Here is a 25591-nt window from a genome sequence, read left to right on the forward strand (position 1 = left end):
TTTTCAGGATACTTCAACACCCTGAGTTGTATGTCATTTCCTCCAAGACTTATCCACAGACTGTGAATAAACTAGTGTTCCAGACCGCTCTCTCTTTGACTATAACAAAAAGCGATAGCAACGTCAATATGACTAAGATCCCTTCCTAAATCCCCTGAAAAGATTCTATAATTTGTACAATCGTAGCTTTTGCATTCGCCAGCTAGTGAGAAGCAGCCAGTAGAAAATGACTGCCTTATCACATTGTGAACAGCACAACTGTGGTACTATAATACCTAACAACCTAATCGTTTCTAGCAAAAAATCCCGCAGATTTGCGGGATTCTCTCTTGCATCAATGCGCCAACATTTCTTGAGCGATTTCTTGGCCAGATAGGTTATCTGGGTAGTAGGTTGGCCAGTTATCCATCTCTTCAAAGAGGGCTTCTTGGCTAGTACCTCCAAAGAAGATATGGAAATGTCCTGCCTTAACTGGGGCGATATTGTGGTCACTAAACTGAACATACTTGAATTGTCCAGCGTCCGCATCTGTCGCTTCAAAGAGGAAGCGCACACCACGGTTGCCTTTCTTATATGTCAAGATTTTCTTGCCGACATACTTGTAGGTGAATTTCTTGCTTTGGCCACCTTGAACAAATTCCATAGTGTTGTCCGTGATGTTGATCTTAGTCACATCTGTCTGATAGCCTTTTCTATAGTAAGCCTTGTACTCATCCTTGGTCATCTTACCAGTCAACTTAGCCTTGTAGTCAAAGACTTGATCAAAGGTCCCATCTTCAAGGAAAGGATAAACTGACTGCCAGTTGCCAACATAGTCACTCAAGGTACGATCTTTGACATCTGCATCCTCAAAGTAACCGTTGTGAACTGTCTTAGTGTTTTCTTCCTTCTCTGGCTCGATTTCTGGTCCTTCTTGGTCCGTTGTTTGTTTCAAAGCCTTGAGGTTTTTCTCCATCACAGAGATATAGTCCTCACCATCCTTGGTTGCTTCTTCTGTTAGACTTTCTAGCGGATTGAGCACGTCTAGTTTGACACCTGTTTCTTTTGAAAGTGTATTGGCGAGGGCTTGTGAGGCATTTTCTTCAAAGTAGATATAAGAAATCTTGTTTTTCTTAATATACTCTGTTAATTCTGCCAAACGTGCTGCTGATGGCTCTGCATCTGGTGATAGACCTGAGATGGATACTTGCTTGAGACCATAGTCCAAGGCAAGGTAGTTAAAGGCAGCGTGCTGGGTCACAAAGCTCTTTTGTTTAGCTTGAGACAAGCCATCTGTGTAGGCCTTGTCCAAGACTTGCAATTTTTCGATATAGGCAGCAGCGTTCTTTTCAAAAGTCTCTTTTTTATCAGGATAATCTGCTGACAAGCTGTCACGGATATGCTCTACCAGTTTGATGGCGCGTGCTGGTGAAAGCCAAACATGAGGATCGTAGTCGTGATGGTGACCCTCGCCGCCATGATCATGCCCTTCCTCTTCTTCCTCACCTCCTGGTAGGAGCAGCATATCACCTGTCGCCTTGATAGTTTTCACCTTTTTCTTATCCAAGGATTCTAGCAATTTTGGAACCCAAGTTTCCATGTTTTCATTTTCATAGACAAAGGTATCTGCATCTTGGATTTTGGCAACTGCCTTGGCAGACGGTTCATACTCATGGGGTTCTGTACCAGCACCGATGAGGAGTTCTACATTAGCAGTATCTCCTGCGACTTGTTTGGTAAATTCGTAGACAGGGTAAAAGGTTGTCACGATATTTAGCTTCCCATCTGCCTGTTTTTGATTGGAACAAGCCACTAAAAACAGGGCACATAGACTAGCTAGTAGTAAGCTCAGTTTTTTCATTTCATTCTCCTATTTGATAAAACGTTTCAGTAGACTGACTAACAAAAAGACAGCTACAAAGATAATGGTGATACTAGCACTGGCAGGGGTTTCTGCATAGTAGGAAATATAGAGACCTGCCACCATTCCCAAAAAGCCAATAGCGCTGGCTAGTAACATAACGGATTTAAAGTTTTTCCCCAGACGAAGGGCAATGCTAGCCGGCAAGACCATAATGGTCGACACCAAAAGGGCTCCTGCAGCTGGAATCATAAGGGCAATGGCCACCCCTGTCACCATGTTAAAGAGGATAGACATGGTACGAACTGGCAAGCCATCTACAAAAGCCGTGTCCTCATCAAAGGTCAGGATATACATTGGTCGCAAGAATAAGAAAGTCAAGAGTAAAACGACCGCCGCAATGGCAAAGAGGAATAGCACCTGCTCCTGGCTAATGGTTACAATCGAACCAAAGAGATATTGGTCCAAACTCATGGAACTCGAACTTTTCCCCTTACTCATGACAATCAGAGACACTGCAAGTCCTGTTGACATGAGGATGGCTGTCCCGATTTCCATAAAGTTCTTATAGACTGTCCGGAGATACTCTAGAAAGACCGCTGCGATCAAGACAATAGCAATGGTTGAAATAGTTGGAGAAATTCCCAAAACCAGACCAAAGGCTACCCCTGACAGAGAAACGTGACTGAGGGTATCACTCATGAGACTCTGACGACGTAAGATAAGGAAGGTCCCAAGAACTGGAGAAAAGAGACTCATGGCAATGACCGCCAAGAAGGCACGCTGCATGAAGTCATAAGATAACAAACTAAGCATGGTCCACCTCCTGGTCGCTTTCGTGAACGTTAAAACAACGCCATGGCGAATCTTGGTTACGAACCAGATGGATATTGCGATCCGCATAGTCCTTGACTTCCTCAGGGTCATGGGTAATCATCAAAACAGCCTTGCCATGATGATGAGCACTATGGTGCATGAGTTCGTAAAATTCATTTTTGCTTCCTGCATCCATCCCTGTCGTCGGCTCATCCAAGACGAAGATATCTGGGTCAGAAGCAAACATCCGAGCAATCACTGCTCGTTGCTTTTGCCCTCCCGAGAGGGACCCAATTCGTTTGTCACGGTGTTCCCACATACCAACCGAGTCTAGACTAGCCTTGATATGCTCCTCATCATGGGCATTCAAACGACGGAACCAGCCCTTTCGCGGATAACGACCCGACTTGACAAATTCATAAACCGTACTTGGAAAACCAGCATTAAAACTGGCAATCTGCTGGGGAAGATAAGCGATCCTAAGCTTTTTCCCATGAGTGTTTGTCTTTGAGATGGTTACCTTACCAAATCTTGGTTGCAAGATGCCTAGACTTGCCTTAATCAGCGTCGTCTTGGCAGCTCCATTTTCACCAGTCAGGGTGACAAACTCCCCACTATCAACACTGTAGTTGATATGTTCGAGGACAGGTTCCTTGTCATAATAGAAAGACAAGTCCTCTACTGTAATATACCGCATTATTTGATTTCTCCTACTAAAGCAGTTAAAAACCGCTGGATAACTTCTTGTTCATTTGGAGTAAACTGACTTGCCACTTGTTCATAGGCTAAGAGCGTGTGTTCATGATGATGGTGGTGTTCCTCTGCCACTGGTCGAGCCAGCTCTGTCAGTTGATAAAAGATCACACGCGCATCTTTGGGATCTCTGGATGTCTCTAACATACCCTCTTTGACCAAAGATTTGATAGCCTTGGTCACTGCCGCCTGACTGACATTAAGGCGACGGGCCAACTCCGAGTTGGTTAGGGATTCTTCTGACAAGAGCATGAGGATGTGTTCCTGAGTATTGGTCAAGGCAACGTCACTCGTGCAATGCCCGATTAGAATTTCATGCTGGTTCTCAGATCTCAAGATCACCTCGTTTAAAAAGTTATCGATTTCCTGCGCAAGCTGTCTCATGTGTTACTCCTTCCCTAGCTATCTTTTTCGTAAAAAAACATAGATAGCCACCGATTCTTTACTGGTTAATTATATCATAAACCAAAAAAGAGTCAAGGGAAAAAGGCGTAAAAACGTTTCCCTAGACTCTTCTAGATATGAAATTTAACCTATTTTTGCTTTGGTTTTCGGCTCGATAAGATACCTGCCAGACCAGCTACCATTCCCATCAAGAGCAAGAAGATGGATTGTTCACTTCCTGTATTTGGGAGAGCTTTTTCTGAGACAACCGCCTTCTTGCTAAATTGACCTGCCACCTCATAAGTAAGTGGTACATTTGTAGTCGCATCGTTAGCAGCCGCATTCGTTTGAGGCGTTTCTACTGGTAGACTAAAAGTTGTAGAATCCACAGAAATCGTCCGTGAGTTCGGATTGATCTTTTCATACTGGGTCAAATCAGCGGTTTTAAGATACTCTTCAAAGGCTGCATCCATAGAAGGACCTTCTTCTCGCGCACCACCTAACATAGTGTAACCATCACCACCTGCAGCTAGGAAATCATTGGTTGCAAGATAGTAAGTTTTTGCAAGGTCTAGAAGATCATAACGACCAGTCGTGCGGTTTTTGACCTGGATGGCCAAGACACGTTTACCTGATGGTAGGTTGGTATCATAGTAGACCTTCACACCTGAAACTTGCAAGAAACCACCACTTGGTTCTAACAATGGTTGTCCGTTCTCATCCAAGACCTTCTTGCCATCTTTATCGACCTGCAAGATAGATCCGAGTGACTTTTCAAACATATCCAAGACTTGTTGCCCAGTCACTTGGATTTGTGAGATGGTATTTCCAAACGGAAGAACGGCAATGACATTTCCTTTAGTAATTGGTTTGCCTTTTGCAATGGTTTCACGCAAGCCACCACCATTTGTCACAGCGATGTCTGTCGGATGGCTAAATCCTGTTTGACCATACTGATAGAGCGAGTCCGCTACGACGTTTCCGAGGTTAGTTTCACGAACCCGAACATTTTCACGATCTCCGTTGAGTTCTACAGGGCTGTTTGAAACGACTTCAACAGCATTTTCAGCATCGTATTTTTGTTTAATGTCTTTGACTAGTTTTTCAACTGTTGGATTGGCTGGTAATTTTTTAGCATCAGCAGCCGGAATCTGAGTTGGATTGCCCAAAAGCTGACGTGATTTGTAGGTGATTTTCCCTACATTATGAAGGTAACTCCCTGTTTGGTTATAGGTAACATTGTCTCCATAGGTCGTTGATTCTACTGTATGAGAGTGACCGTCGATTACTGTTACGCGTTTCCCTTTCAAACGAGGATTTTTAGACAAGGCTTCTGCCAAAGTTGAACCACGCCATTCGACTGGGGTTGTGGTATCTACACCCAAGTGAGCGAGCACAACATAGTGTTTGTAGTCCTTACCTTCTGCACGAGCCTTGGCTTGAACTTCTTCGATGACCTTATTGACTTCAGAGATTGGATCTGTAAAAGTTACCCCTTTGACATTTTTAGGGTGAGTTTTGGTTGCTGTTTCAGGTGTTGTCACGCCGATTACAACAAATTCATCACCTTCCACAGTCTTATCTTTATCAACGATTGTAGAAGCTTCAAAAAGACGAGCTCCATTGACATAGGTATTTGAGCTAAGTAATGGGAATTTCAAGATTTCCTTGTATTTTTTAACTTCATCAAGACCAAAGTCAAACTCATGGTTTCCTACTGCCATGGCATCATACTGCATCTGATTAAGAATTTCAGCACGCGCTTCACCCTTAGTAGAGTTGGAAATCGGTAAACCTTGAAAAGCGTCTCCCGCATCAACTACCAGAGTATTTTGATTTGACTTCGCACGCTCCTGTTCAATGACAGTCGCTAACTTGGCATCTCCAATTACTCCCTTTTCCTCTACAATACGACCATGGACATCATTGGTGTGTAAGATAACGGTGTCCTTTTCTTCGCTTTTGGTAGATTCAGCAGGAGCTGACGGAGTTTCTGCAGGTACAACCGCTTCTGAAGTTGCCGAAGTTTCCGGTACCGCAGGGCTCTCAACAGGAGCTGGAGTCGCCGACGTAGCTGGAGTCGCTACAACAGCTGAACTTTCTGCAGGAGTTGTTGCTTCTTCAGCATAGACTTGTCCAGCTAAGAAGGCTGGAGCTAACAGGGCTGTCGATAAGACAGGTAACAAAGAACGTTTGTTCATTTTAAAATCCCTTTCTTTTCTTTTTCTCTTTTATATTATACGCTATTTCTAAAAATTTTGAAACTTTTGACCTATTTTCATCTTAAATATTCGCCATTTAAACAAAAAAGCTTGGGTTTAAATCCCAAACCTTTAGACCATTTTATTTGAAATCTTTGATGTTCCCATCATAGGTCGCCCAGTCCTTGCTAAAGAAGCGGTCATTCATCTTGTAGTCTGGAGCTGGTTTCGGATCCGTCAAGAAAGGATTGACAACCTTATCAAAAGCCAGCCAACCTAACCATCCTAGATGAATGGTGTCCTTAACAAAATAAGGGTCCCCTCCATTTTTTGAAAAATCAGCAATATTGGTAAAACCCTGACTTTCTAATTGGTAACGAATTTTCTCCACTGCATGTTGATACATCTCTTCGCTGAGCCCTGTGTACTCCATCCACTTCTTGTTAACCGGCTGAATGACAAAGAGCACATTGACATTCGACTTAGCAAATTGATTGAGGACCAGCTGCAAATCATTGTATTCAGAGGACTTGAGGAAGTTGTAATTTTTTTGATACCCTTCCCATTTTTTTAAATCCTTTTGAATCTCTCTCGTATAGAAATGATTTTCCATCCCCATATCGTTATTGGTCGTATTTGCTTCTGCGTCCTTACGAACAATTTTTTCTAACTCATCATAAGAAAATTGATCCGGAAGATCTTTTAAATAGTTCTCCACGTGTTCCTTGTACTTGAGTTGTCCTCGAATGGAGAATTGTCCAAAGAGAGCGGATTGTTTTTCGTTGAATCGCGCAAAAATATCAATAGCAACCTGATCAACATCTGATAATTCTTCACCCTTTGACAGTTTTTGAACAATGCCTTTCAATGCAACATTAGGATTCTGCTTTAACAATCGAATAGCCGCATGCTTTGCAGCAATGTCACCAGATTGATTTCCCAAAAAAGCTGTTAATTGGTCACTGTTAAAAAATCTCTGAAACGCTGCGGGTTCATAATCTGTCTCCGTAAACCACTGAGGCGAAATCACAAATACAGCCTGCTTATTCTCTATTTCTGGCAAAATTTGCTGTAGACCAAAATATTGATTGAGAGAGGCTGCTCCTGCTTGACCTAGAAAGTAAGGACGATAGGGACGATGGTATTTTTCTGCTAAAACAGCTGGATGGACACTATCAAATCGAATCCATTCACTGGACCCTAGAAAAGGAATAAAACGCATATTTGGATCCGTAAGAGCCCTTACTTTTTGGCTTCTCTCTTTAAAACTCTCTGCACTAACAGAAGCCGCCGAGTATTTCTCCTCCGTCAGATTATGGCTTGTTGTACCTGGATAAAAAAAGATGAGTAGAAGAACCAAAAATCCAGCAATGAAGATAGGCCCGAAGATCAGCCACAAGCGTTTAAGCATTCTTCAACTCCGTAATACCTTCTACGATTTTATTAGCCGTATTCCAGTCATCACGACCGAACTCCGTCACTGGAACACGAATGTCAAAACGGTTTTCAATCTCCACAATCAATTCAACCGTTCCCATGCTATCCAAGACACCGGCATCAAAAAGATCTTCATCCATCATGTCAGAAACATCTTCCATAAACAACTCATCAATAATTTCAATAACTTCTGATTTGATATCCATTTTTTATATCCTTTTATTTTTTAAACCATAAATCATTCAAAAATCCAGAAAAGATTAAGAATGAAACCATCACGACATGGAAGGTGACAACCATGCCAAGCAACTGAATCCAGCGATTCTCAGGTAAGGAACCCTTTCCAGCTTTTTTCCGTTCTTTATTGAGCGCTTTTTTCTTACGAACCCAAGCATCATTGATGACCAGCCCAATCCCATGAAAAAGTCCATAGGCGATGTAGTACCAGGTCACACCATGCCAAAATCCCATAATCAGCATATTGAGAATATAGGCTACACTTGAAGTGACATTGCGATTTTTAAAGACCTTCTTTCTGGTCAACACCATGACCATCCGCATAAAGACAAAGTCACGGAACCAGAAAGACAGACTCATGTGCCAGCGATTCCAAAACTCTTTTAAATCCCTTGACAAAAAGGGCTTGTTAAAGTTGATAGGACTATGAATACCCATCAAGTTTGAAATGGCTAAGGCAAACATAGAGTAGCCCGCAAAGTCAAAAAAGAGCTCCAGACCAAAGGTGTACATGACCGCTAAAGCGTAGAGGTTAAAGAAACCACCTGTCTGCAAGGCCAAATTTTTCAGCGGAGGCAATAATGTCTCTCCTAAAATGTGAGCCAAGATAAACTTGTAGAGGAAGCCAAGCATGATATATTTGACAGCCTCTTCTAGCATGTCCATCAACTCATCCCGTTCAGGAATGGTCTCGTAATTTTCATTGAAGCGTTTGAAACGATCAATAGGACCACTTGAGAAAGTCGGCATAAAGAGAAGAAAACGTAAGAATTGCCAAATCGTTAATTCCTTGATGACACCGTCTCTCAACTCAACGATAACCCCAACTGCACGAAAGGTCAAGTAAGAAATCCCTAAAAATCCAAACAAAGATTGAGGTCCATGAATAGCAGGAGATACTTTCACAAAGACGATTGGCAATAGGGATAGAAAGCTAACCAGGTAAAATATCCATTTACTATCCCGTTGTTTCCTGTACCTTTTGTAGAAAGATACAAGAAGTACTTGCCAGATAACATAAAGGATCAAAGCGCTTATTTGATTCGTCTTTCCACCGACCAACATGGTGAGGATAAAGAAGAGACTAACAAACACCTCGTACAAGGCAAAACGTTTCTTGAAAAAAAGACCAATAAAGATAGGTAAAGTCGCAGCAATTACGTATAAAAAGTACTGAAGATCACCATAAGGTTCCAAATGAGGTAGCTGTTTATAAAGCTCCATCATTGGCTGTTTACCTCATTGATCAAGCCCTTGATGTCAATTTTACCATTAGGCGTTAGTGGTAAACTATCTCGATAAAGAAACTTAGACGGCATCATATAGGACATCATGATATCTGCTAGGTCTTCCTTGATAGCCTTGGTAATATCGATATCACGCTCAAACTGCTGACGGACACCGTCTTTTAGGATGACATAGGCCAGTAGATTTTGTACCTTGTGGTCCTTGTTATAACGTGGGACAGCAACAGCCGACTCGATAAAGCGAGACTTGTTGAGGTTTTGAGAGACATCTTCCAGCTCAATGCGATAACCATTAAACTTAATCTGGAAATCCATGCGTCCACCATAGAGAAGCAATCCCTCATCTGTCATGGTTCCTACATCCCCTGTGTGGTAGGCTGGAAGACCTTCGAACTCAAAGAAAGCTTCTGCCGTTTTTTCAGGATTATTCATATAGCCTTTTGAAACAGCTGGCCCTGAAACAATGATTTCTCCTTGCTCACCATTTGGAACTTTCTTACCTTCCTCATCAATGATAAAGGTCGGAGAATCGGCCTTGGTATAGCCGATTGGCAGGCGTTTGAGAGTCGTCAACATCTCATCAGTGACGGCAACTGCTGACAAAGCTACTGTCGCTTCTGTTGGACCATAGGCATTGATAATACGAGCATCTGGGAATCGCTCGCGCAGTTTTTGAGCAGTTTTGACCGTCAATTCTTCACCATCAAAGTAGAAATGCGTGATGCCAGGCATTTTCTCGCTGTTAAAGTCTTCTGACAACATGGCCATATCTGCAAAAGAAGGCGTTGAGGTCCAGATAGCGATTGGCAATGCAAAGATGATCGCAAAGAGTTGCTTAAAGTCCTGAGTAATGGCTGAAGGAAGAGCGAAAAGCGTGCCACCCAGTGCCAAGGTTGGCGCCCAATACATGACAGATAGGTCAAAAGAATAAGGGGGCTGAGCCAGCATTTGCGGACGACTTGGCGTCGCAAATTCCTTATCTGTAATCATCCAGTTGGTAAAGCTGAGGAGATTATCATGGGAGATCTGCACTCCCTTAGGCTTACCAGTCGTACCAGAAGTAAAGATGATGTAGTAGTTGTCATCTCCCTTGACTGGATGGGTCATCTCGTAGCTGGAAGCTTGAGCAAAAGCTTCATGGACTTGCTTTAAATTCAGCATCGGTGTGCTAGTTTGCTCTAATGGAAAATCTGAGATAGTAATAATCAAGCTTGGCTTTGCAACTTCTACGATAGCAGAAACTCTTTCCAAGGCCGAATGGCTATCAATTGGGATATAGGCATGACCTGACTTAGTTAGCGCTACAAAGGTAGCCAACATCTCATATTCCTGACCACCAAAAACGACGACTGGAGATTTCTCAGGCAAGCCTAGTTGGTCGATAGCTGCAGCTAAACTATCTGAATCAGCCTTCAGATCACCATAAGTATGCTCTTGACCTAAAACATTGTAGACAGGATATGTTGGTTGCGTTTGAGCAAAGTGCTCAATCGTTTCAATCATATCTTTTATCGGTTTATTAGACACTGTTCCTCTTCTCCTTTAAACTAGAACTCATTATAAATAAAGGTGCCTTGGCTCTGACCAAGGTAACTAAAAAAATAAAGCAAACCAAGTAAGATTACAAAATATAGAGCCGTCCGGCCTAAGAATACATGTAAATTTCGTTGTTTTTTCATAAGCTATCCATTAATATATTATTTCTATTAGCTATCAGTATGTATTGTTAGCATCTTATCTTCCTAACATTTTACCACTTTATCAACCTTTTTTTCAACTGTTTACCATAACTTAAAAATTGGTTTTAGCTTATTTTAAGATAAGTTAAAATATTAATGTTTTGCCCATCAAAAAAGAGCCTGAGATTTTCATCTCAAACTCTGTTGCCAATCACTCTTTTATCTTAGAAAAGTGAAAATACGAGAACTGCTAGGGCCGCACCAACAATAGGTCCTACAACAGGAATCCAAGCATAAGACCAGTCCCCGTCTCCCTTGTTTGGAATTGGCAAGATGCTGTGCATGATACGAGGTCCAAGGTCACGAGCTGGGTTCAAGGCATAACCCGTTGTCCCACCTAGTGAAAGACCGATACCGACAATCAAGGTCCCCACTGCAAAGGTCCCTAAACCAGCTTGAAGGTCATAGAGTCCCAAGGCAAAGATTGTCAAGAGCAAAACAAAAGTTCCAAGGATTTCGCTGATCAAGTTCGATACTGTGTTCTTGATTGCTGGTCCAGTACTGAAGGTTGCTAGGATATTGTCTGCATTTTCTTCTGCCTCATAATGCGGTTTGAATTGCAACCAAACCAAAATCTGAGCCACCATCGCTCCTGCGAATTGGGCTAGGATATAAGGGAAAACAGAAGCCCAAGAGAGCGTTCCTTTTAAGGCCATAGCAAACGTCACAGCTGGATTTAGGTGGGCTGGACTAAGCGTGCCAGATACAAAGGCTGCAACGGCTACAGCAATTCCCCATCCCATAGTAATCACAATCCATCCTGAATTGTTGCTCTTGGTTTTGGGAAGAACCACACCTGCTACAACTCCATTTCCTAGGAGGATGAGGATTAAGGTCCCCAAAAATTCTCCAAATAATTCTTTCATCATATCTTTGTCTCCATTTAAAAGAAGGGGTGGGCGACAAGGAATGCTGCCCTCCACCTCTTTTCCTTTTTTAATTTTTTAGTTCTGTCAAATCGTTTTGAGCAAGAGCTGCTTCAACATCCGCACGGTAGGCTGCTTTTTCTTCTTCGGTCCAATCATAGAATCGTCCCATTTCATCCAGAACTGGCTCAACGATGCTATCCAAACTATCACGCATAAAGAGCATGTGGTTGGTACGACGAAGGAGGAAGTCAACTGGGCTCAGAGCCAACTCATTGCGCATTGCATAGTGAAGGGACAAGGTATCTGCCAAGCTGAGTCCTGGCGCTTGTTCCAAGCTGTGAGCAAGGGCAAAGACTTTCGGTGCATTTGAACCGTAAAGATTTGCGAGATACTGGGCTTCCTTGCTATCCAAACCACGTGACACTCCAAGTTGAGCAAAGGCTTCGATTTCTGAGCCCACATTTGCTGGGTTCAATTCTCCACCTGAAACAGGATAAGTCTTAGAGTTGATCAGTTTAAAGCTACGGTCAAATTCGGCTTTGAGGATGTCAACCACGCGCTCCATAGCTCCTTCAGCCATCTTACGGTAGTCTGTGATTTTACCACCAGCAAGGGTTAAAAGACCATTATCATCACGATCCAAGCTCGAACCACGAGAAACTGCAGATGGATCCAAATGTTTCTCAGATGTGCTGCTTTCAAGCTTGCTGACAGCAGATTCAACATCTTCACGCGTTTTTTCTTTCGATAGATATGCCTCGACAGTCGCAATCAAGCTATTGAAGCTTTCATCGCTAATGGTTCCGTTATTTCCACCATTGTAGTCAGAAGCGCTATTGCCTGCGATCAATGGACGAAGACCAGCCCAGCTGCTTTCAATATCAGCAACGGTAATGTTTGCTTCTGGGAAGCGGTTGTTGACAATACCTAGTAGATAATCTACATCTTCCTGCGTCACTTTTGGATGTTCCAAATCGCCTGTGTAGTCTGTATCGGTTGTACCAAAGTAGGTCTTGTTTTCACGTGGGAGAACGAAGACCATACGACCATCTCCCAAACCTGTGTCAAAGTAAACTGGCTGTGAAACCTTGATCTTGCTTGAGTCCACTACCAAGTGAACTCCCTTAGTTGGACGCATTTGTGAGAATTGCGTTCCCTTATTAGACAAATTGCGTACCTTGTCGCTCCAAGGTCCAGTTGTGTTAATAACTAGGCGAGCCTTGATTTCAAAGACTTGGTCTGTCAACAAATCACGAGCTACAACACCTGTAATCTTGCCGCTTTCGTCAAAGAGGAAGCCTTCTGCCTTAACATGGTTGGCAATGAGGGCACCGTCTTGGTTGGCACGTTTGATGTTTTCAATCACGAGACGCGCATCGTTATTACGGAAGTCAAGATAAACCCCACCTCCTACCAAGCCTTCTTTCTTCAAGTTTGGCTGGCGTTCCAAGACTTCTTCCTTGCTCAAGACCTTGTTAGCAGCTGGCGTATTGTTAACACCTGCCAAAAGGTCGTACAAGTCCATGGCTACTTTGAGACGGAAGAGACTAAAGGTCGCTCCATCCTCATCAAAAACAGGCAAGAGCATTGGATCTGGTTTTGGAATGTGTGGAGCGATTTGTTGAACCACCGCGCGCTCAGAAACTGTATCTGATACCACTTCCACGTCAAATTGTTTGAGGTAACGCAGACCTCCGTGGACCAATTTTGTTGAACGGCTAGATGTTCCTTCTGCGAAGTCCTGCATTTCAATCAAACCAGTGTCAAGACCACTGGCTGCCGCCTGCAAGGCTACACCAGCTCCTGTAATCCCCCCACCAATAATCAAGAGATCCAAGGTACGTTCCTGCATTTTTTTAATTGACAATTCACGTGTTTTCTTTGAAAATTCCATATTTACACACTTTCTAACTGAGTCGTTTCATTCTTAAGCTGATCATTGCATCAAGAAACAGTATTAGTCGTCGATTTCCGCAAAGACTTGCGTTGCTTTCACAGCTTTCTTCCAGCCCTTGTAGAGTTGTTCCTTGCGCGATTCGTTCATCGATGGCTCAAAGAGTTCTCCTGTCTCGTTCAAGAGTTTCAACTCATCCAAGTCCTTCCAATAACCCACTGCCAAACCAGCTAGGAAGGCTGCACCGAGGGCAGTTGTTTCCAAGTTTTTAGCGCGTGCGATATCAATTCCCAAGATGTCAGCTTGGAACTGCATGAGGAAGTTGTTCATGGCTGCACCACCATCTACCTTCAAGACTTGGATCGCTGTCTGCGCATCCACTTGCATGGTGTCAATGATGTCACGTACTTGATAAGCGATAGATTGCAAGGTTGCCTTGATAAAGTCTTCTTTGCTTGTTCCACGAGTTAAGCCAAAGACAGAGCCTCGAGCGTTTTGGTTCCAGTATGGAGCCCCTAGACCTGTAAAGGCAGGTACGACATAAACTTCGTCATTGTTGTGAGAATTAAGAGCATATTTTTCAGACTCTGGTGAATTTTCAACCATGCGAAGTCCATCACGAAGCCACTGAATGGCACTTCCTGCGATAAAGATAGAACCTTCCAAGGCATAGTAAACCTTACCGTTGATTCCATAACCAATCGTTGTCAAAAGGTTGTTTTCAGACAACTGCATCTCTTCACCAGTGTTCATGATGATGAAAGAACCAGTTCCGTAGGTATTTTTAACCATACCTGGTTCAAAGGCCAACTGTCCAAAGAGGGCTGCCTGTTGGTCCCCAGCCATACCTGAAATTGGCACTTCCCCACCGTAGAAATGGAATGGAGCAGTCTTGCCGTAGATTTCAGAGTTAGAACGAACTTCTGGAAGCATAGCCTTCGGAATGTTGAGGACTTCTAAAATCTCATCATCCCATTTAAGATCCTTGATGTTATAGAGCATGGTACGGGCTGCATTTGAGTAGTCGGTCACGTGAGCTGCACCGTCAGTCAATTTCCAAACTAACCAAGTATCGATAGTACCAAAGAGTAATTCTCCTTTTTCTGCTCGCTCTTGAGCGCCTTCTACATGGTCCAATATCCAACGAACCTTGGTAGCTGAGAAGTAAGCATCGATAATCAAACCAGTCTTTTCATGGAATTTTTCCACATAACCTTGACTTTTTAGTTGTTCAGCCAGAGGAGCAGTTTGACGTGATTGCCAAACGATCGCATTATAGATAGGGAGCCCTGTTTTCTTATCCCAGACGACAGTTGTTTCACGCTGGTTGGTAATCCCGATGGCCTCGATTTGACTTGGTTTCACACCACTTTCGATGAAAGCACCCGCGATAACTGACTGAACAGAGTTCCAAATTTCATTGGCATTGTGCTCAACCCAACCTGCTTGAGGGAAAATCTGAGTGAACTCTTTTTGACTAGAGCTGACCTTTTCTCCTTTTTTGTTAAAAATGATGGCACGAGAACTAGTAGTTCCTTGGTCAATAGCCATGATGTATTTTTCTTGTGACATGTGCTGTCCTCCTGATAAAATCTTGAGGGGGTTCCTCTTTACAGTAACTAGTATACAAAATAAAGCGCTTTCTTGTTTATCAATTTTTTTAAAATTTTAAAAAAATGTGAGGAGATTGTGCGAATTTCACAAAAAAGACCTGAAAATTCAGGCCTTTTAAGCAAAGAGCATCTGACGAATCTTCGCCAAATCCTCCATATCCAAATCATTTTTTAAATAATAAACCGGAGTCTGTTCTTTCTTATGAATCGGGTTGTTGGTAATTAACAAATCATAATGTCGACTGGGGTCATAGGCTTCAATAGTAATGAAACGATTGTATTCCAAATACCGTTTCAAAAGGGCAGCCATCCTAGAAAAGACAAGGAAACCAGATGTCAAATCTAAACCAATCCTCATATGTTGGCCACCATTTTCTGCCATATACTCTATCAACTGGAGCCATTCCCAGAGAATTTTCTTATCCAAATCCGTCCCCTGTTGAAAGGTAGGCAAAATATGAAAAATTCTCTCTGCAGTTCCTCTAAAATCATGTTCCATCAGCAAATAGGGATGGCGATTCTCTGTCTGGTATCTGTACTGATCTTGTAAAATATAGCCCTTGTAGAGATAAACTTGACCACAAAGCTGACTGAGTTCATAGGTGACATGGTCCTCTGTGTAGTCCCCCAGCAGCTCCTCCTTCTTCATCTCTTGAATCAATTGCGTCAGCAAATCGGCTAATTGCCCTCCAAAACCAAGGATATACTCCATAGTATGAAGGGGCAAAATACGATGGGAAAGGAGAAATGAAAAGAATACCATCATCTCACCATCCTCAGTTCCTAGAGGGATATGTTGCCCAGCAAAAAAGGACGGAGCCTTTCTCAGCAAACGAAGGTAGAAAATATTGTCAAAATACCCTCGCATTTTTTCTTCTATAACCTGAAATTGACAGGCGTTAACCCGAAGGCGCTGTTGACTGATGTGAGTCCATAGAACCAAGTCCAATTTCTGACCTGAAGACAAGCTAGCACCGCAGATTTCTTCTAGGGTAGCAATCTCTTGTTTTCTCTCAGCTTTCTGCATGTGACCTTCCCACTCCTGACTGGACCAAATCTTGCGAAAAAGGCAGAAATAAAAATAGCGAATCTGATGCTCCGGACCTCGCCAACGGCCATTTTGGATCGATAAATCAAACTCTGACAAAATCTGATTTAGACTAGCTAAGTGACGACCAAGCGTGGCCTCGCTAATCATCAATTCTTGAGCCAGTTGATGGGCTAGGAACTGTTGGTGATAGAGAAGGTAAACCAAAATTTGGTACTTAATGGCATTGTCTAGAAACAAGCTCCGAATCTCTCTCCCCTTTGTGGCTGCACCAATCGACAGACGCAGATTTTCATCTTCCAAGTGGATGGTCAGCTCTAAACCTCTTTCCGAGGCATTTTCGTTAATCAGAGAAATGTACTTGGTTAAGGTCGCCTTTGAAAAACCTGTTTCTTCCATGGCTTTCTTGACTGTTGTCTGCGAATCTTGTAACAGAAAGGAAAGGACTAAAAATTGACCAGATTCGGCTTTTTCCATCAAATCACCTAAATACATTTGTTACCCCTTTCATTTTCTCCTACAAGCATAGCATAAATCTTTTAAATGCTGAAATAATCTGTTTCGCATTTTATTTTAAGGCTGATTTTCTCGTCATTATTCCACAGAAACAGCAAACACACGACTCCCCCTTTGGGCATTTTTATGCTAAAATAGTAGCTATGGATAAAATTATTAAAACAATATCAGAAAGCGGAGCCTTTCGTGCTTTTGTCCTTGATAGCACTGAAACCGTCCGCACTGCTCAAGAAAAACATCAAACTCAAGCCAGTTCAACTGTTGCACTTGGTCGAACTCTTATCGCAAGCCAGATTCTCGCAGCCAATGAAAAAGGAAATACCAAACTAACAGTTAAAGTTCTGGGAACCAGCTCTCTCGGTGCCATCATCACGGTCGCAGATACCAAGGGCAATGTTAAAGGCTACGTTCAAAATCCAGGTGTTGACATCAAAAAGACTGCAACGGGTGAAGTCCTTGTCGGACCTTTTGTCGGAAATGGTCAATTTCTCGTTATCACAGACTACGGTACTGGAAATCCCTACAACTCCATGACTCCTCTCATCTCTGGGGAAATCGGTGAAGACTTGGCCTATTACCTGACAGAAAGCCAACAAACTCCTTCAGCAGTCGGCCTCAATGTTCTTTTAGACAAAGACGACAAGGTCGAAGGTGCCGGTGGTTTTCTTCTCCAAGTCTTGCCAGGGGCCAAGGAAGAAGAGATTGCCCGCTTTGAGAAACGCATCCAAGAAATGCCAGCCATCTCAACCCTTCTGGAAAGCGATGACCATATCGAAGCCCTTCTCAAGGCTATCTATGGTGACGAATTCTACAAACGTCTATCTGAAGAAGAAATTCGTTTCCAATGTGACTGCAGCAAAGACCGTTTTATGAACGCTCTTGCCAGCCTTCCAAATTCAGACCTTGAAGAAATGAAAGAGGAAGACCACGGGGCAGAAATCACTTGTCAATTCTGCCAAACAACTTATAACTTTGATGAAAACGACCTGGAGGAACTCATTCGTGACAAATCTTAATACACCTTTTATGATTGGCAATGTTGAGATTCCCAATCGTACCGTTTTAGCACCCATGGCTGGTGTCACCAACTCAGCCTTTCGTACCATCGCAAAAGAGCTCGGAGCTGGACTCGTTGTCATGGAAATGGTCTCTGACAAGGGAATCCAATACAACAATGAAAAAACCCTGCATATGCTTCATATCGATGAAGGAGAGAACCCTGTTTCTATCCAACTTTTTGGTAGCGATGAAGATAGCCTAGCACGCGCAGCAGAATTCATCCAAGAAAATACTAAGACCGATATCGTCGATATCAACATGGGCTGCCCAGTTAACAAAATCGTGAAGAACGAGGCTGGTGCTATGTGGCTCAAGGACCCAGACAAGATCTACTCTATCATCAACAAGGTCCAATCTGTCCTTGATATCCCCCTCACTGTCAAAATGCGTACTGGCTGGTCTGATCCATCCCTAGCCGTGGAGAATGCCCTCGCTGCTGAAGCTGCTGGTGTCTCTGCCCTCGCTATGCACGGTCGTACACGTGAGCAAATGTATACTGGTCATGCTGACCTCGAGACCCTTCACAAGGTTGCTCAAGCTTTGACCAAGATTCCATTTATCGCAAATGGTGACATCCGTACGGTCCAAGAAGCCAAACAGCGTATCGAAGAAGTCGGGGCTGACGCTGTCATGATTGGTCGCGCAGCCATGGGAAATCCCTATCTCTTCAATCAAATCAACCACTACTTTGAAACAGGAGAAATTCTCCCTGACTTGACATTTGAAGACAAGATGAAAATCGCCTACGAGCACTTGAAACGCTTGATTAACCTCAAAGGAGAAAACGTAGCCGTTCGTGAATTCCGCGGCCTCGCTCCGCACTATCTCCGGGGAACATCTGGTGCTGCCAAACTTCGTGGAGCTATTTCACAAGCTAGCACCCTAGCAGAGATTGAAGCCCTCTTGCAATTAGACAAAGCATAATATACAAAAAACCGTAACTCGCTTGAGTTTACGGTTTTTTTATCCTAGGAAATCCTAGATACCATTATTGAATCAAGGCAACACTCGAAACTTTACCATCCGCACCTGTTGTAATTTGGATGATTTTTCCTCCACCGATTTTGGCATTATACTTGCCATCATCAAGAGTATAAGAGTAGCCTCTGATAGAATAGTTTTCTTTCTTTCCATCTGCAGTTTCTACTGTAAACTGGCCCCCTGATGAAACCGTAATAGTTTCGCCATTTGCTCCCTTCCAGTTGCCTGCAGCTGCTGAGAAATCACCATCGACCATGGTTAAAACACCCTTGTAGCGTTTGTTGTGTTCTGCTTGCTTGTCTTGAAGTTTGCGGTCAGTTGTTGGATCATAGCCTGACTGGTTAGACTGGGCTTGAGAACCTTGCTGGGTTGACGGAGCCTGAGAAGGGGCTGGTTGACTAGGAGTTGCTTGTTCTTGTCTTGATTCAGGGGCTGGTTTCGCTTGTGACTGATCTGCTGTTGTAGAAGACTGACCTGAAGATGCCTGAGCCTTTTCAGATGAAGCTGAGCTTGAAGATTTTTGAGTCTTGCTTTCTTTGTTAGAAGAAGCTGCTTTAGAACTTGATGATTGGCTTGTCTTTGCAGAGCTGCTGGTTTGAGTGGTTTCGTTTTTATTTCCACAAGCTCCCAGTAGCAAGGTAGAAGCCAATACAGTCGCTGCCATCAATTTGATATAGGTTTTCTTTTTCATTTTTCTACTCCTTTGTAACATTATTGAAATGTTAAGAAATCTTTTTGTAATATAATTGTAACATTGGACTCTGAATCTGTCAACTATTTAGAGAAACTATTTTAAAAATTATTCTCTCTACTATCTCTATTCGTAATCGAAACGAAAAAATAGGAAAATTTCCTAGATTAGAGTCCTATTTTTTGCACCTCTCCTATGTAGTCGCTTGCATTGTGTTAGACAAAGGAATATAATAACATTGAAATAGAATACAGGAGGTATGCTCTTATGCTAAATAAGTATTACAAGTATCTTCCTTGGTTGATTTTGGGAGCTATTGGCTCTTATCAATCAGCCACTTACTATGCGCGAACTGCATTTGATGTCTTCTATCTGACTGCAATCTTTATGATTGTCTACATCGCTTTGTTATTTTTGCATGAGAACTATCTCAAGTATCGATACAAAGACTTCTTTACTCACATATTGAGTAATCCTAAGAAAGATAGCCATCCCTAATACAGTCGCAATAGAAAGCCATCTCATGATGGTAGATAAAGAGGTCGGGATTTTGGTCCCGACCTCTTTATTTCAATCGATAGGTTTTTCTTGGTTTCTTTTTGGGCACTCGTTTGAGTCCGACTTCTTCTACATATTCGCCGTATTTTACGAGAAAGTTATTGCTGACGATGGGCCGACCTGGGTTGATGAGATTGACCAGTTCAGTTCCTTCGTAGACAGTGAACTCCTCTTCCAGCAGATAAAGGAAGGTCGGATTCCAGTCGAGACGGCCTTGGATTCGTTTGATGGATTCTTGGATAATGGCATAATGATCAAAGGCGAAGGCTCTCTCCTCCAACTCTACTCCCTCTAAGAAGCACTTGCCCGTCCGAAAATCCACATCTACAAAAACCACATCCTTAGCATCGTCTCCAGCCTGAACGAGGCCTAGGGCGCGACTAGGAAGATACACCAAGTGGGCAATGGTCACGGTCCAGCCCCGTGGATCACGACCGGGGGTCGATACGGTCATCAATTGCTCGATTTTTTCCAAAGGTAGATCGAGATTGACTTCTTCTCTCACCTCGCGTTGACAGGCATGCGCAGCATCCTCTCCCTTATCCATAAAGCCTCCAACCAGAGCCAAACAGTTTTGATAAGGGTGGGCCTTGCGACGGATTAGTAAGAGCTTGATCTTTCCTTCGACAAAGCAGTAGGCTACCATATCCACTGTCACACTTGGTTTTTCATATTGAGGGAGTTCCTGCTTGTAGTACCAGTCTAAAAACTCCTCCTGACTGGCATGGATTTCATAATATTCTTTTTCCGTCATCCCTTCTGGAATCTTTATGTCTGCCATCTTATGCCTCCTTTCGAACTGCCTTGGTCCATTGGTACCAACCCACTAGACTGTTGAGTGTGTAAACCCAGTACATCCCTTGGATGTGGATATTTTCACCCCACCAGAGATAAATACTAAAGAGATTGGTTGCAATCCAGAAAATCCATTGCTCGCGGTAAAGACGTGTCATCAAGAGCTGACCAACACCATTGGTCGCATCGGTAACACTATCACGGAAAGGGCGAGCACTATTGATACTTTGGTAAGCCAAGCCCATACCAATCCAGATAATGGCAGTCAAGGCTAAGTACTTGAGCCAGTCAAGAACAGATAATTTCTTAGCTTCAAAGTGGGATTCTTCTGGTTTTCCTTGGTCGTTGATACGATTGGACAACCAAGCATAGAGACCAATCGGCTGCATGACAAAGAAGTAAACAGTCGTCAAGACTTCGCCATAAAAAGTCGCATTCATGGCCAAAATCAAATAGATAGCCGAGTTAATAGCCCCAAAGAGATAATTGCTTGCACGCCCTTCTGCTACCAAGATGACACAGACAATCCCAGTCCAAGATGCAAACAAGCTCAACCAGTCATGGCTTTCCGTATTTTGAGTGAATTCCAAGATCAAGGGAACACTTGACAAGGCGATGAGATACAACCACTGGAAAAGACTACGGCCGACAAAGAGATCTTTCCATAGCAGGCGCATGATTCCTGCAAAACCGATCTTGCGAGCTTCAGCATGGACATTTTTAAAGTTTTCGATAAATTGTGTGATTTTTTCAGTTAGTTTTTTCATATTTTTCTCCTAATCTGCTTGGTAAATGGCATCAATAGCCACTTTGGCTGCTTCATAATTGCCTAGATAATCCTCTGCTAGATAAACTAGTGGAATGTTGGTTAAGTATCGCTCCCTCATCTGATCCAAATGCTGGGAAAAACTGTAGCGAATATGGTCTTCTGCCATGGTCATATCTCTAAATCCGTCATTGACATAGGAACCGACAGGTTGCACGAAGAGAATCAAGTCCCATTTTTCCTTGGCCAAGATTGAAACAAAGAGATTGTCAAAGGTTTCTCCTGATAAGTCCCCTTGGTCCTCAGTCTCCATGTAATAGTCATAGTAACCCTTGGTTACCAATGAATTGGTATCGGCTATCACTAGACCTCGATTGGCATTGCTATCGATTAACTTGGAGGTCTGGTCATACTGTCCCAACAGGAGATAGTAGTAATCCTTTGGAGTCAATTCATCGTCGCGGACATTGTTTTTGATCTGGTACTCACGCGCGTATTCCAGACTAACGGGTGCATCGTAATACCTTGCCAAATCCTTGGCCAGAGTGGTCTTCCCATTGCTAGCACTTCCCATAATCAACACTTTCTTGGTAAACTGACGACGGAAGGGTTGAGCGATGTATTTCCAATATTTGCTTGGATTTTCTCGAATCATAGTCGCTGAGATACCAAACTTTCTTTCTTTCAAGACGGTGCCAAATCCACGTTTAGCTAGCTCTTGCTGGTAGTCTGCTTCTCCTACAAAAAAAGTCAGTTCTTGCTGGTTTTCATCATAGGAAATCTCTGCTAACATCTGGTCCAACCACTCCTGCCAGCCCATAGGGTAACGGGGAAGGTTGGTCTCATCCAGCTTGCAGACAGAGGTCAATTCGTCATCACAAAAAGCCTCTCGGATATAGCGAAATCGTTTTTGAAGACTTAAACCTACCTGCTCCCCTCGGTCTCCCTCGTAGCCTGAAACGACTACCCAGACCTGGTCACACTGACGCTTCGCTCGCTGAATCAGATCGATATGCCCTTGATGGAGAGGGGCAAAGGTCCCAAATACCACTGCTGTTTTCTTTTTCATAAACGTTTTACCTTTTTATAATTTTTGATATTTTTATTTTCTATGTTTTTATTATATACTATATTTTTGTTTTGTCAATAGTTTTTTATCATTTTTTATAAAAAAGTAGCAAAAAAAAGAATCAGGATTGCTCCTGACTCTCCATTTTTAAGCAATATCAAATTTTAATTGACCAGCTTTAACACCTATCTTGAGGGTCTTGCCTGCTACTAGTTCTCCCTTGAGAAGGAGTTCTGCTAGCTTGTCTTCCACTTCTGTTTGCAGGGTTCTGCGAAGTGGGCGAGCTCCCATTTCTGGATCATATCCTTGACTTGCTAGTAACTTCAACGCTGAAGCTTGCAGTTTCAAGTCGATGCCCTTCTCAGCGAGGCTAGCAATCAATGGTTTCACCATAATCTTGACAATTTCCTGCATGTGTTCGCTATCTAAGCTATGGAAGACCAACTTTTCATCAATACGGTTGATAAACTCTGGTCGATAAGCTTTTTTCAACTCTTCAAAGATTCGTTTTTCCATATTTTCCTGGTCAAAACGAATGTCCTTGGCCCCAAAGCCGACCGTCTTGTCATCACGAAGAGCCGTCGCACCAAGGTTTGACGTCATGATGATAATGGTATTTGAAAAATCAACCTTGCGCCCCTTGCTATCTGTCAAGACGCCGTCGTCCAGAACCTGCAAGAGAACATTAAAGATATCTGGGTGGGCCTTTTCTACCTCGTCAAATAGAAGAACGGAGTATGGTTTGTTGCGAACCTTCTCAGTCAACTCCCCACCTTCTTCGTAGCCCACATAACCCGGAGGAGCTCCATTGAGACGGCTAGCCGCAAATTTCTCCATATACTCACTCATATCAAAGCGAATAAGGGCTGATTCGTCATCAAAGAGGACTTCTGCCAGAGCCTTGGCCAATTCGGTCTTACCGACTCCTGTCGGCCCTAGGAACATAAAGGAACCAATCGGACGCTTGTGACTACGAATACCTGACTGATTACGGCGAATGGCACGGCTAATACTTGAAACAGCTTGATCTTGTCCGATGACGCGTTTATGCAGTTCTGCTTCCAAGTTCAGGTACTTCTTAGCATCTGTTTGCGTCAGCTTTTGGACTGGGATACCTGACAAGCGACTCAAGGTGGTCAAAATATCGGATTCTGTCACCAAGTCTTTATAGACAGGCAATTCTTGTTCTTTTGCGATTAGCTGGCCTGCTTGTTTCCACTTGCCATCCATCAAGGCCTTGTCAGCTGGACTCAAGTCCGATTCGTCCATTCTCACATGCTTGGATTTGTTTTGCACTGTTGCTGCCGCCTCATCCAATAGATCGATAGCAGAGTCTGGCAAGTGACGACTAGTCAAGTAACGATGCGCCATCTTAACAGCTGTTTCGACAGCTTCATCTGTGATTTGCACACGGTGGTGTTTCTCATAGGTAGCCTTCAAACCTTGCAAAATGGTCATGCTGTCAGCTAAACTTGGCTCTTCAATGGTCACTTTGGCAAAACGACGAGAAAGAGCTGCGTCTTTTTCGATGTGTTTTTGGTATTCTTCCTGAGTGGTTGCACCAACCGTTCTCAAAGTTCCACGAGCCAAGGCTGGCTTCAAGATATTGGCCGCATCCAGAGTAGAGTCAATACCACTTCCAGAACCCATGATGGTGTGGAGTTCATCGATAAAGAGGATTACCTTACCATCTTCCTCGATATCCTTGATAATGTTGTTCATGCGTTCTTCAAAATCTCCACGGAAACGTGTTCCCGCAACAACATTCATCAAATCAAGCTCCAAAACGCGCATCTTGCCCATTTCCGCAGGTACATCCCCACTAGCAATACGCTGGGCAAGTCCAAGAGCCAGAGCTGTTTTCCCGACACCAGCATCTCCAACCAAGACAGGATTGTTCTTGGTCTTCCGACTCAAAATCTGAATCATACGTGAGATTTCCTTGTCACGACCGATAACTGGCTCTAACTTGCCAGAGCGCGCTTGCTCTGTCAGGTCATGCGTGTAGTCCTCTAGACCGCCACTTGGATTCTGAGGCATGCCCATCATATTGGCCATGGAATTTTGCTTATCTGCCACGGTACGGTGGCGCTGACGCAATGCCTTAAGGTCTTCTCTTGTCCATCCAGCACGCTCTTCTAGATTGCGACGAAGAGCAGCAATTCTGACCTGATCTTTCTGGTCTTCATAAGAAAAGCCTGCTCTCTCCAAGATACGAGTTGCCAAGGCATTGCCATCATGCAAAATCGCATAGAGGACATGCTCTGTCCCTAGCACCTTAGTATGGACCACTGAGGCCACATACTCTGCTTCTGCAAAGAGAACCTCCAAACGATGGGAAAAAGGCAATTCCGTAAAGGTTTCGTCTTGGCTATAGTCCGTTTCAGTCAGTTCTAACGCAACCTCTTCTAAACGGTCCATTTCATAAGGATAATCATTTAGAGTCGCACCTGCCACACTGTAACTGTGATTGGACATGGCAATTAACAAATGCCAAGACTCTAGATATCGAGCTCCAAAATGGCCCGCAACCATGTAGGCACTTTCGATACATTCATTCAACGCTTTTGAATAATTCATCTTACTTCTCTTTTCTATCTACCTCTTGTAATAGCTGTCGGAGCATATTGGCACGGACAACTGAGGATTCCTCCCCTAGAACACGATCTGTTGCTACAGAAGTCAGTAAGGTCATCTCCTGCTTGGTCATCAAGTCCTGCTCCACCAAAAGCTGGAGAATATCCTCATAAATCTCCTGACTAACTCGCTCACCAATCGAGTAAAGCAAATCGCGGAGCATCTCATGATGATTGGAAAACTCAATCCGTCCGATGCGAATGTAGCCTCCGCCACCACGCTTACTCTCAACTAAGTAACCTCTGCTTTCAGTAAAACGTGTCTTAATGACATAGTTGATCTGACTTGGCACAACCTGAAAGGTATCTGCCAACTGGCTCCGCTGCAATTCCACGATACCAGCTTGGTCTAAAATTGCCTTGATATAGGCTTCGATATGATCTGATGTATTTTTAAATCTCATAGTAAATCAAACTCCTTCTTTGAACCTTGACTATCTTT

Annotated in this window: 23 protein-coding genes; 3 read left to right on the forward strand and 20 right to left on the reverse strand. The window is 43.3% G+C overall.

Going from position 1 to position 25591, the window contains the following annotated elements; translation table 11 throughout:
• Positions 1-334: 334 nt before the first annotated feature.
• From CO686_RS08760 to CO686_RS08825, 14 genes are all read right to left on the reverse strand, one after another.
• Positions 335-1840, reverse strand: a complete 1506-nt coding sequence (locus CO686_RS08760; protein WP_000736542.1) for a zinc ABC transporter substrate-binding protein AdcA — start codon at positions 1838-1840, stop codon at positions 335-337.
• Between the two features lie 9 nt (positions 1841-1849).
• Positions 1850-2656: a metal ABC transporter permease gene (locus tag CO686_RS08765; protein ID WP_000950027.1), complete on the reverse strand. Its 807-nt coding sequence runs from the start codon at positions 2654-2656 to the stop codon at positions 1850-1852.
• Positions 2649-3353 carry a metal ABC transporter ATP-binding protein gene (locus CO686_RS08770; protein WP_001269482.1) on the reverse strand — a complete coding sequence of 235 codons (705 nt, stop codon included), beginning with the start codon at positions 3351-3353 and terminating at the stop codon, positions 2649-2651. Before CO686_RS08770 ends, CO686_RS08765 begins: the two co-directional genes overlap by 8 nt.
• Positions 3353-3793 (reverse strand): zinc-dependent transcriptional regulator AdcR, encoded by a 441-nt coding sequence (gene adcR / locus CO686_RS08775; protein WP_001249328.1) that lies wholly within the window; start codon positions 3791-3793, stop codon positions 3353-3355. The genes CO686_RS08770 and adcR overlap by 1 nt, the downstream gene beginning before the upstream one ends.
• 149 nt (positions 3794-3942) lie before the next feature.
• Positions 3943-5994: a cell surface ecto-5'-nucleotidase Nt5e gene (nt5e, locus tag CO686_RS08780; RefSeq protein ID WP_001042700.1), complete on the reverse strand. Its 2052-nt coding sequence runs from the start codon at positions 5992-5994 to the stop codon at positions 3943-3945.
• Positions 5995-6136: 142 nt separating this feature from the next.
• Complete coding sequence (dltD, locus tag CO686_RS08785) at positions 6137-7405, reverse strand: D-alanyl-lipoteichoic acid biosynthesis protein DltD (RefSeq protein ID WP_000919834.1); 1269 nt, start codon at positions 7403-7405, stop codon at positions 6137-6139.
• Entirely contained in the window at positions 7398-7637 is a 240-nt protein-coding gene (dltC, locus tag CO686_RS08790; RefSeq protein WP_000351972.1) for a D-alanine--poly(phosphoribitol) ligase subunit DltC, read from the reverse strand. Before dltC ends, dltD begins: the two co-directional genes overlap by 8 nt.
• Positions 7638-7650: 13 nt before the next feature.
• Positions 7651-8895, reverse strand: a complete 1245-nt coding sequence (dltB, locus tag CO686_RS08795) for a D-alanyl-lipoteichoic acid biosynthesis protein DltB (protein ID WP_000970386.1) — start codon at positions 8893-8895, stop codon at positions 7651-7653.
• Entirely contained in the window at positions 8892-10442 is a 1551-nt protein-coding gene (gene dltA, locus CO686_RS08800) for a D-alanine--poly(phosphoribitol) ligase subunit DltA (RefSeq protein WP_002880946.1), read from the reverse strand. Before dltA ends, dltB begins: the two co-directional genes overlap by 4 nt.
• A 20-nt stretch (positions 10443-10462) precedes the next feature.
• Positions 10463-10594, reverse strand: coding sequence for a teichoic acid D-Ala incorporation-associated protein DltX (locus CO686_RS08805; protein WP_008276434.1), 132 nt, complete (start codon positions 10592-10594; stop codon positions 10463-10465).
• Between the two features lie 224 nt (positions 10595-10818).
• Positions 10819-11523 carry an MIP/aquaporin family protein gene (locus tag CO686_RS08810; RefSeq protein ID WP_000975170.1) on the reverse strand — a complete coding sequence of 235 codons (705 nt, stop codon included), beginning with the start codon at positions 11521-11523 and terminating at the stop codon, positions 10819-10821.
• A gap of 67 nt (positions 11524-11590) precedes the next feature.
• A complete protein-coding gene (glpO, locus tag CO686_RS08815; protein ID WP_096753734.1) occupies positions 11591-13417 on the reverse strand; it encodes a type 1 glycerol-3-phosphate oxidase in 1827 nt (608 codons plus the stop codon).
• 63 nt (positions 13418-13480) lie between these two features.
• Positions 13481-14989: a glycerol kinase GlpK gene (gene glpK, locus CO686_RS08820; RefSeq protein WP_096753735.1), complete on the reverse strand. Its 1509-nt coding sequence runs from the start codon at positions 14987-14989 to the stop codon at positions 13481-13483.
• 156 nt (positions 14990-15145) lie between these two features.
• Positions 15146-16573, reverse strand: coding sequence for an AcpB/EbpR/MafR family transcriptional regulator (locus CO686_RS08825; protein ID WP_000280562.1), 1428 nt, complete (start codon positions 16571-16573; stop codon positions 15146-15148).
• Positions 16574-16737: 164 nt separating this feature from the next.
• Between CO686_RS08825 and hslO the strand changes: the two genes are divergently transcribed.
• Positions 16738-17610: an Hsp33 family molecular chaperone HslO gene (gene hslO, locus CO686_RS08830; protein ID WP_096753736.1), complete on the forward strand. Its 873-nt coding sequence runs from the start codon at positions 16738-16740 to the stop codon at positions 17608-17610.
• On the forward strand, positions 17597-18577 hold the full coding sequence (dusB, locus tag CO686_RS08835; RefSeq protein ID WP_000183317.1) for a tRNA dihydrouridine synthase DusB: 981 nt from the start codon (positions 17597-17599) through the stop codon (positions 18575-18577). The genes hslO and dusB overlap by 14 nt, the downstream gene beginning before the upstream one ends.
• A 64-nt stretch (positions 18578-18641) precedes the next feature.
• Here the strand turns inward: dusB and CO686_RS08840 are convergent, their stop codons facing one another.
• The gene (locus CO686_RS08840) at positions 18642-19325 is read right to left on the reverse strand and encodes a hypothetical protein (protein WP_000730903.1); all 684 of its coding nucleotides are present in this window, start codon (positions 19323-19325) and stop codon (positions 18642-18644) included.
• Positions 19326-19592: 267 nt separating this feature from the next.
• On the opposite strand from CO686_RS08840, the gene CO686_RS08845 reads away from it, so the two are divergent.
• Positions 19593-19823 carry a hypothetical protein gene (locus tag CO686_RS08845; protein WP_000933126.1) on the forward strand — a complete coding sequence of 77 codons (231 nt, stop codon included), beginning with the start codon at positions 19593-19595 and terminating at the stop codon, positions 19821-19823.
• 67 nt (positions 19824-19890) lie between these two features.
• Here the strand turns inward: CO686_RS08845 and CO686_RS08850 are convergent, their stop codons facing one another.
• The 5 genes from CO686_RS08850 to CO686_RS08870 form a co-directional block, all read right to left on the reverse strand.
• Complete coding sequence (locus tag CO686_RS08850; protein WP_000763403.1) at positions 19891-20664, reverse strand: NUDIX domain-containing protein; 774 nt, start codon at positions 20662-20664, stop codon at positions 19891-19893.
• A gap of 1 nt (position 20665) precedes the next feature.
• The gene (gene pnuC / locus CO686_RS08855) at positions 20666-21445 is read right to left on the reverse strand and encodes a nicotinamide riboside transporter PnuC (RefSeq protein WP_049479311.1); all 780 of its coding nucleotides are present in this window, start codon (positions 21443-21445) and stop codon (positions 20666-20668) included.
• 9 nt (positions 21446-21454) lie between these two features.
• Entirely contained in the window at positions 21455-22513 is a 1059-nt protein-coding gene (locus CO686_RS08860) for an AAA family ATPase (protein WP_000730564.1), read from the reverse strand.
• A 147-nt stretch (positions 22514-22660) separates the two neighbouring features.
• Positions 22661-25093 carry an ATP-dependent Clp protease ATP-binding subunit gene (locus CO686_RS08865; RefSeq protein ID WP_001109664.1) on the reverse strand — a complete coding sequence of 811 codons (2433 nt, stop codon included), beginning with the start codon at positions 25091-25093 and terminating at the stop codon, positions 22661-22663.
• A gap of 1 nt (position 25094) precedes the next feature.
• Entirely contained in the window at positions 25095-25553 is a 459-nt protein-coding gene (locus tag CO686_RS08870) for a CtsR family transcriptional regulator (RefSeq protein ID WP_001211252.1), read from the reverse strand.
• Positions 25554-25591 lie beyond the last annotated feature (38 nt).

The sequence above is a fragment of the Streptococcus oralis genome (assembly GCF_002386345.1).
GTDB lineage: Bacteria > Bacillota > Bacilli > Lactobacillales > Streptococcaceae > Streptococcus > Streptococcus oralis_S.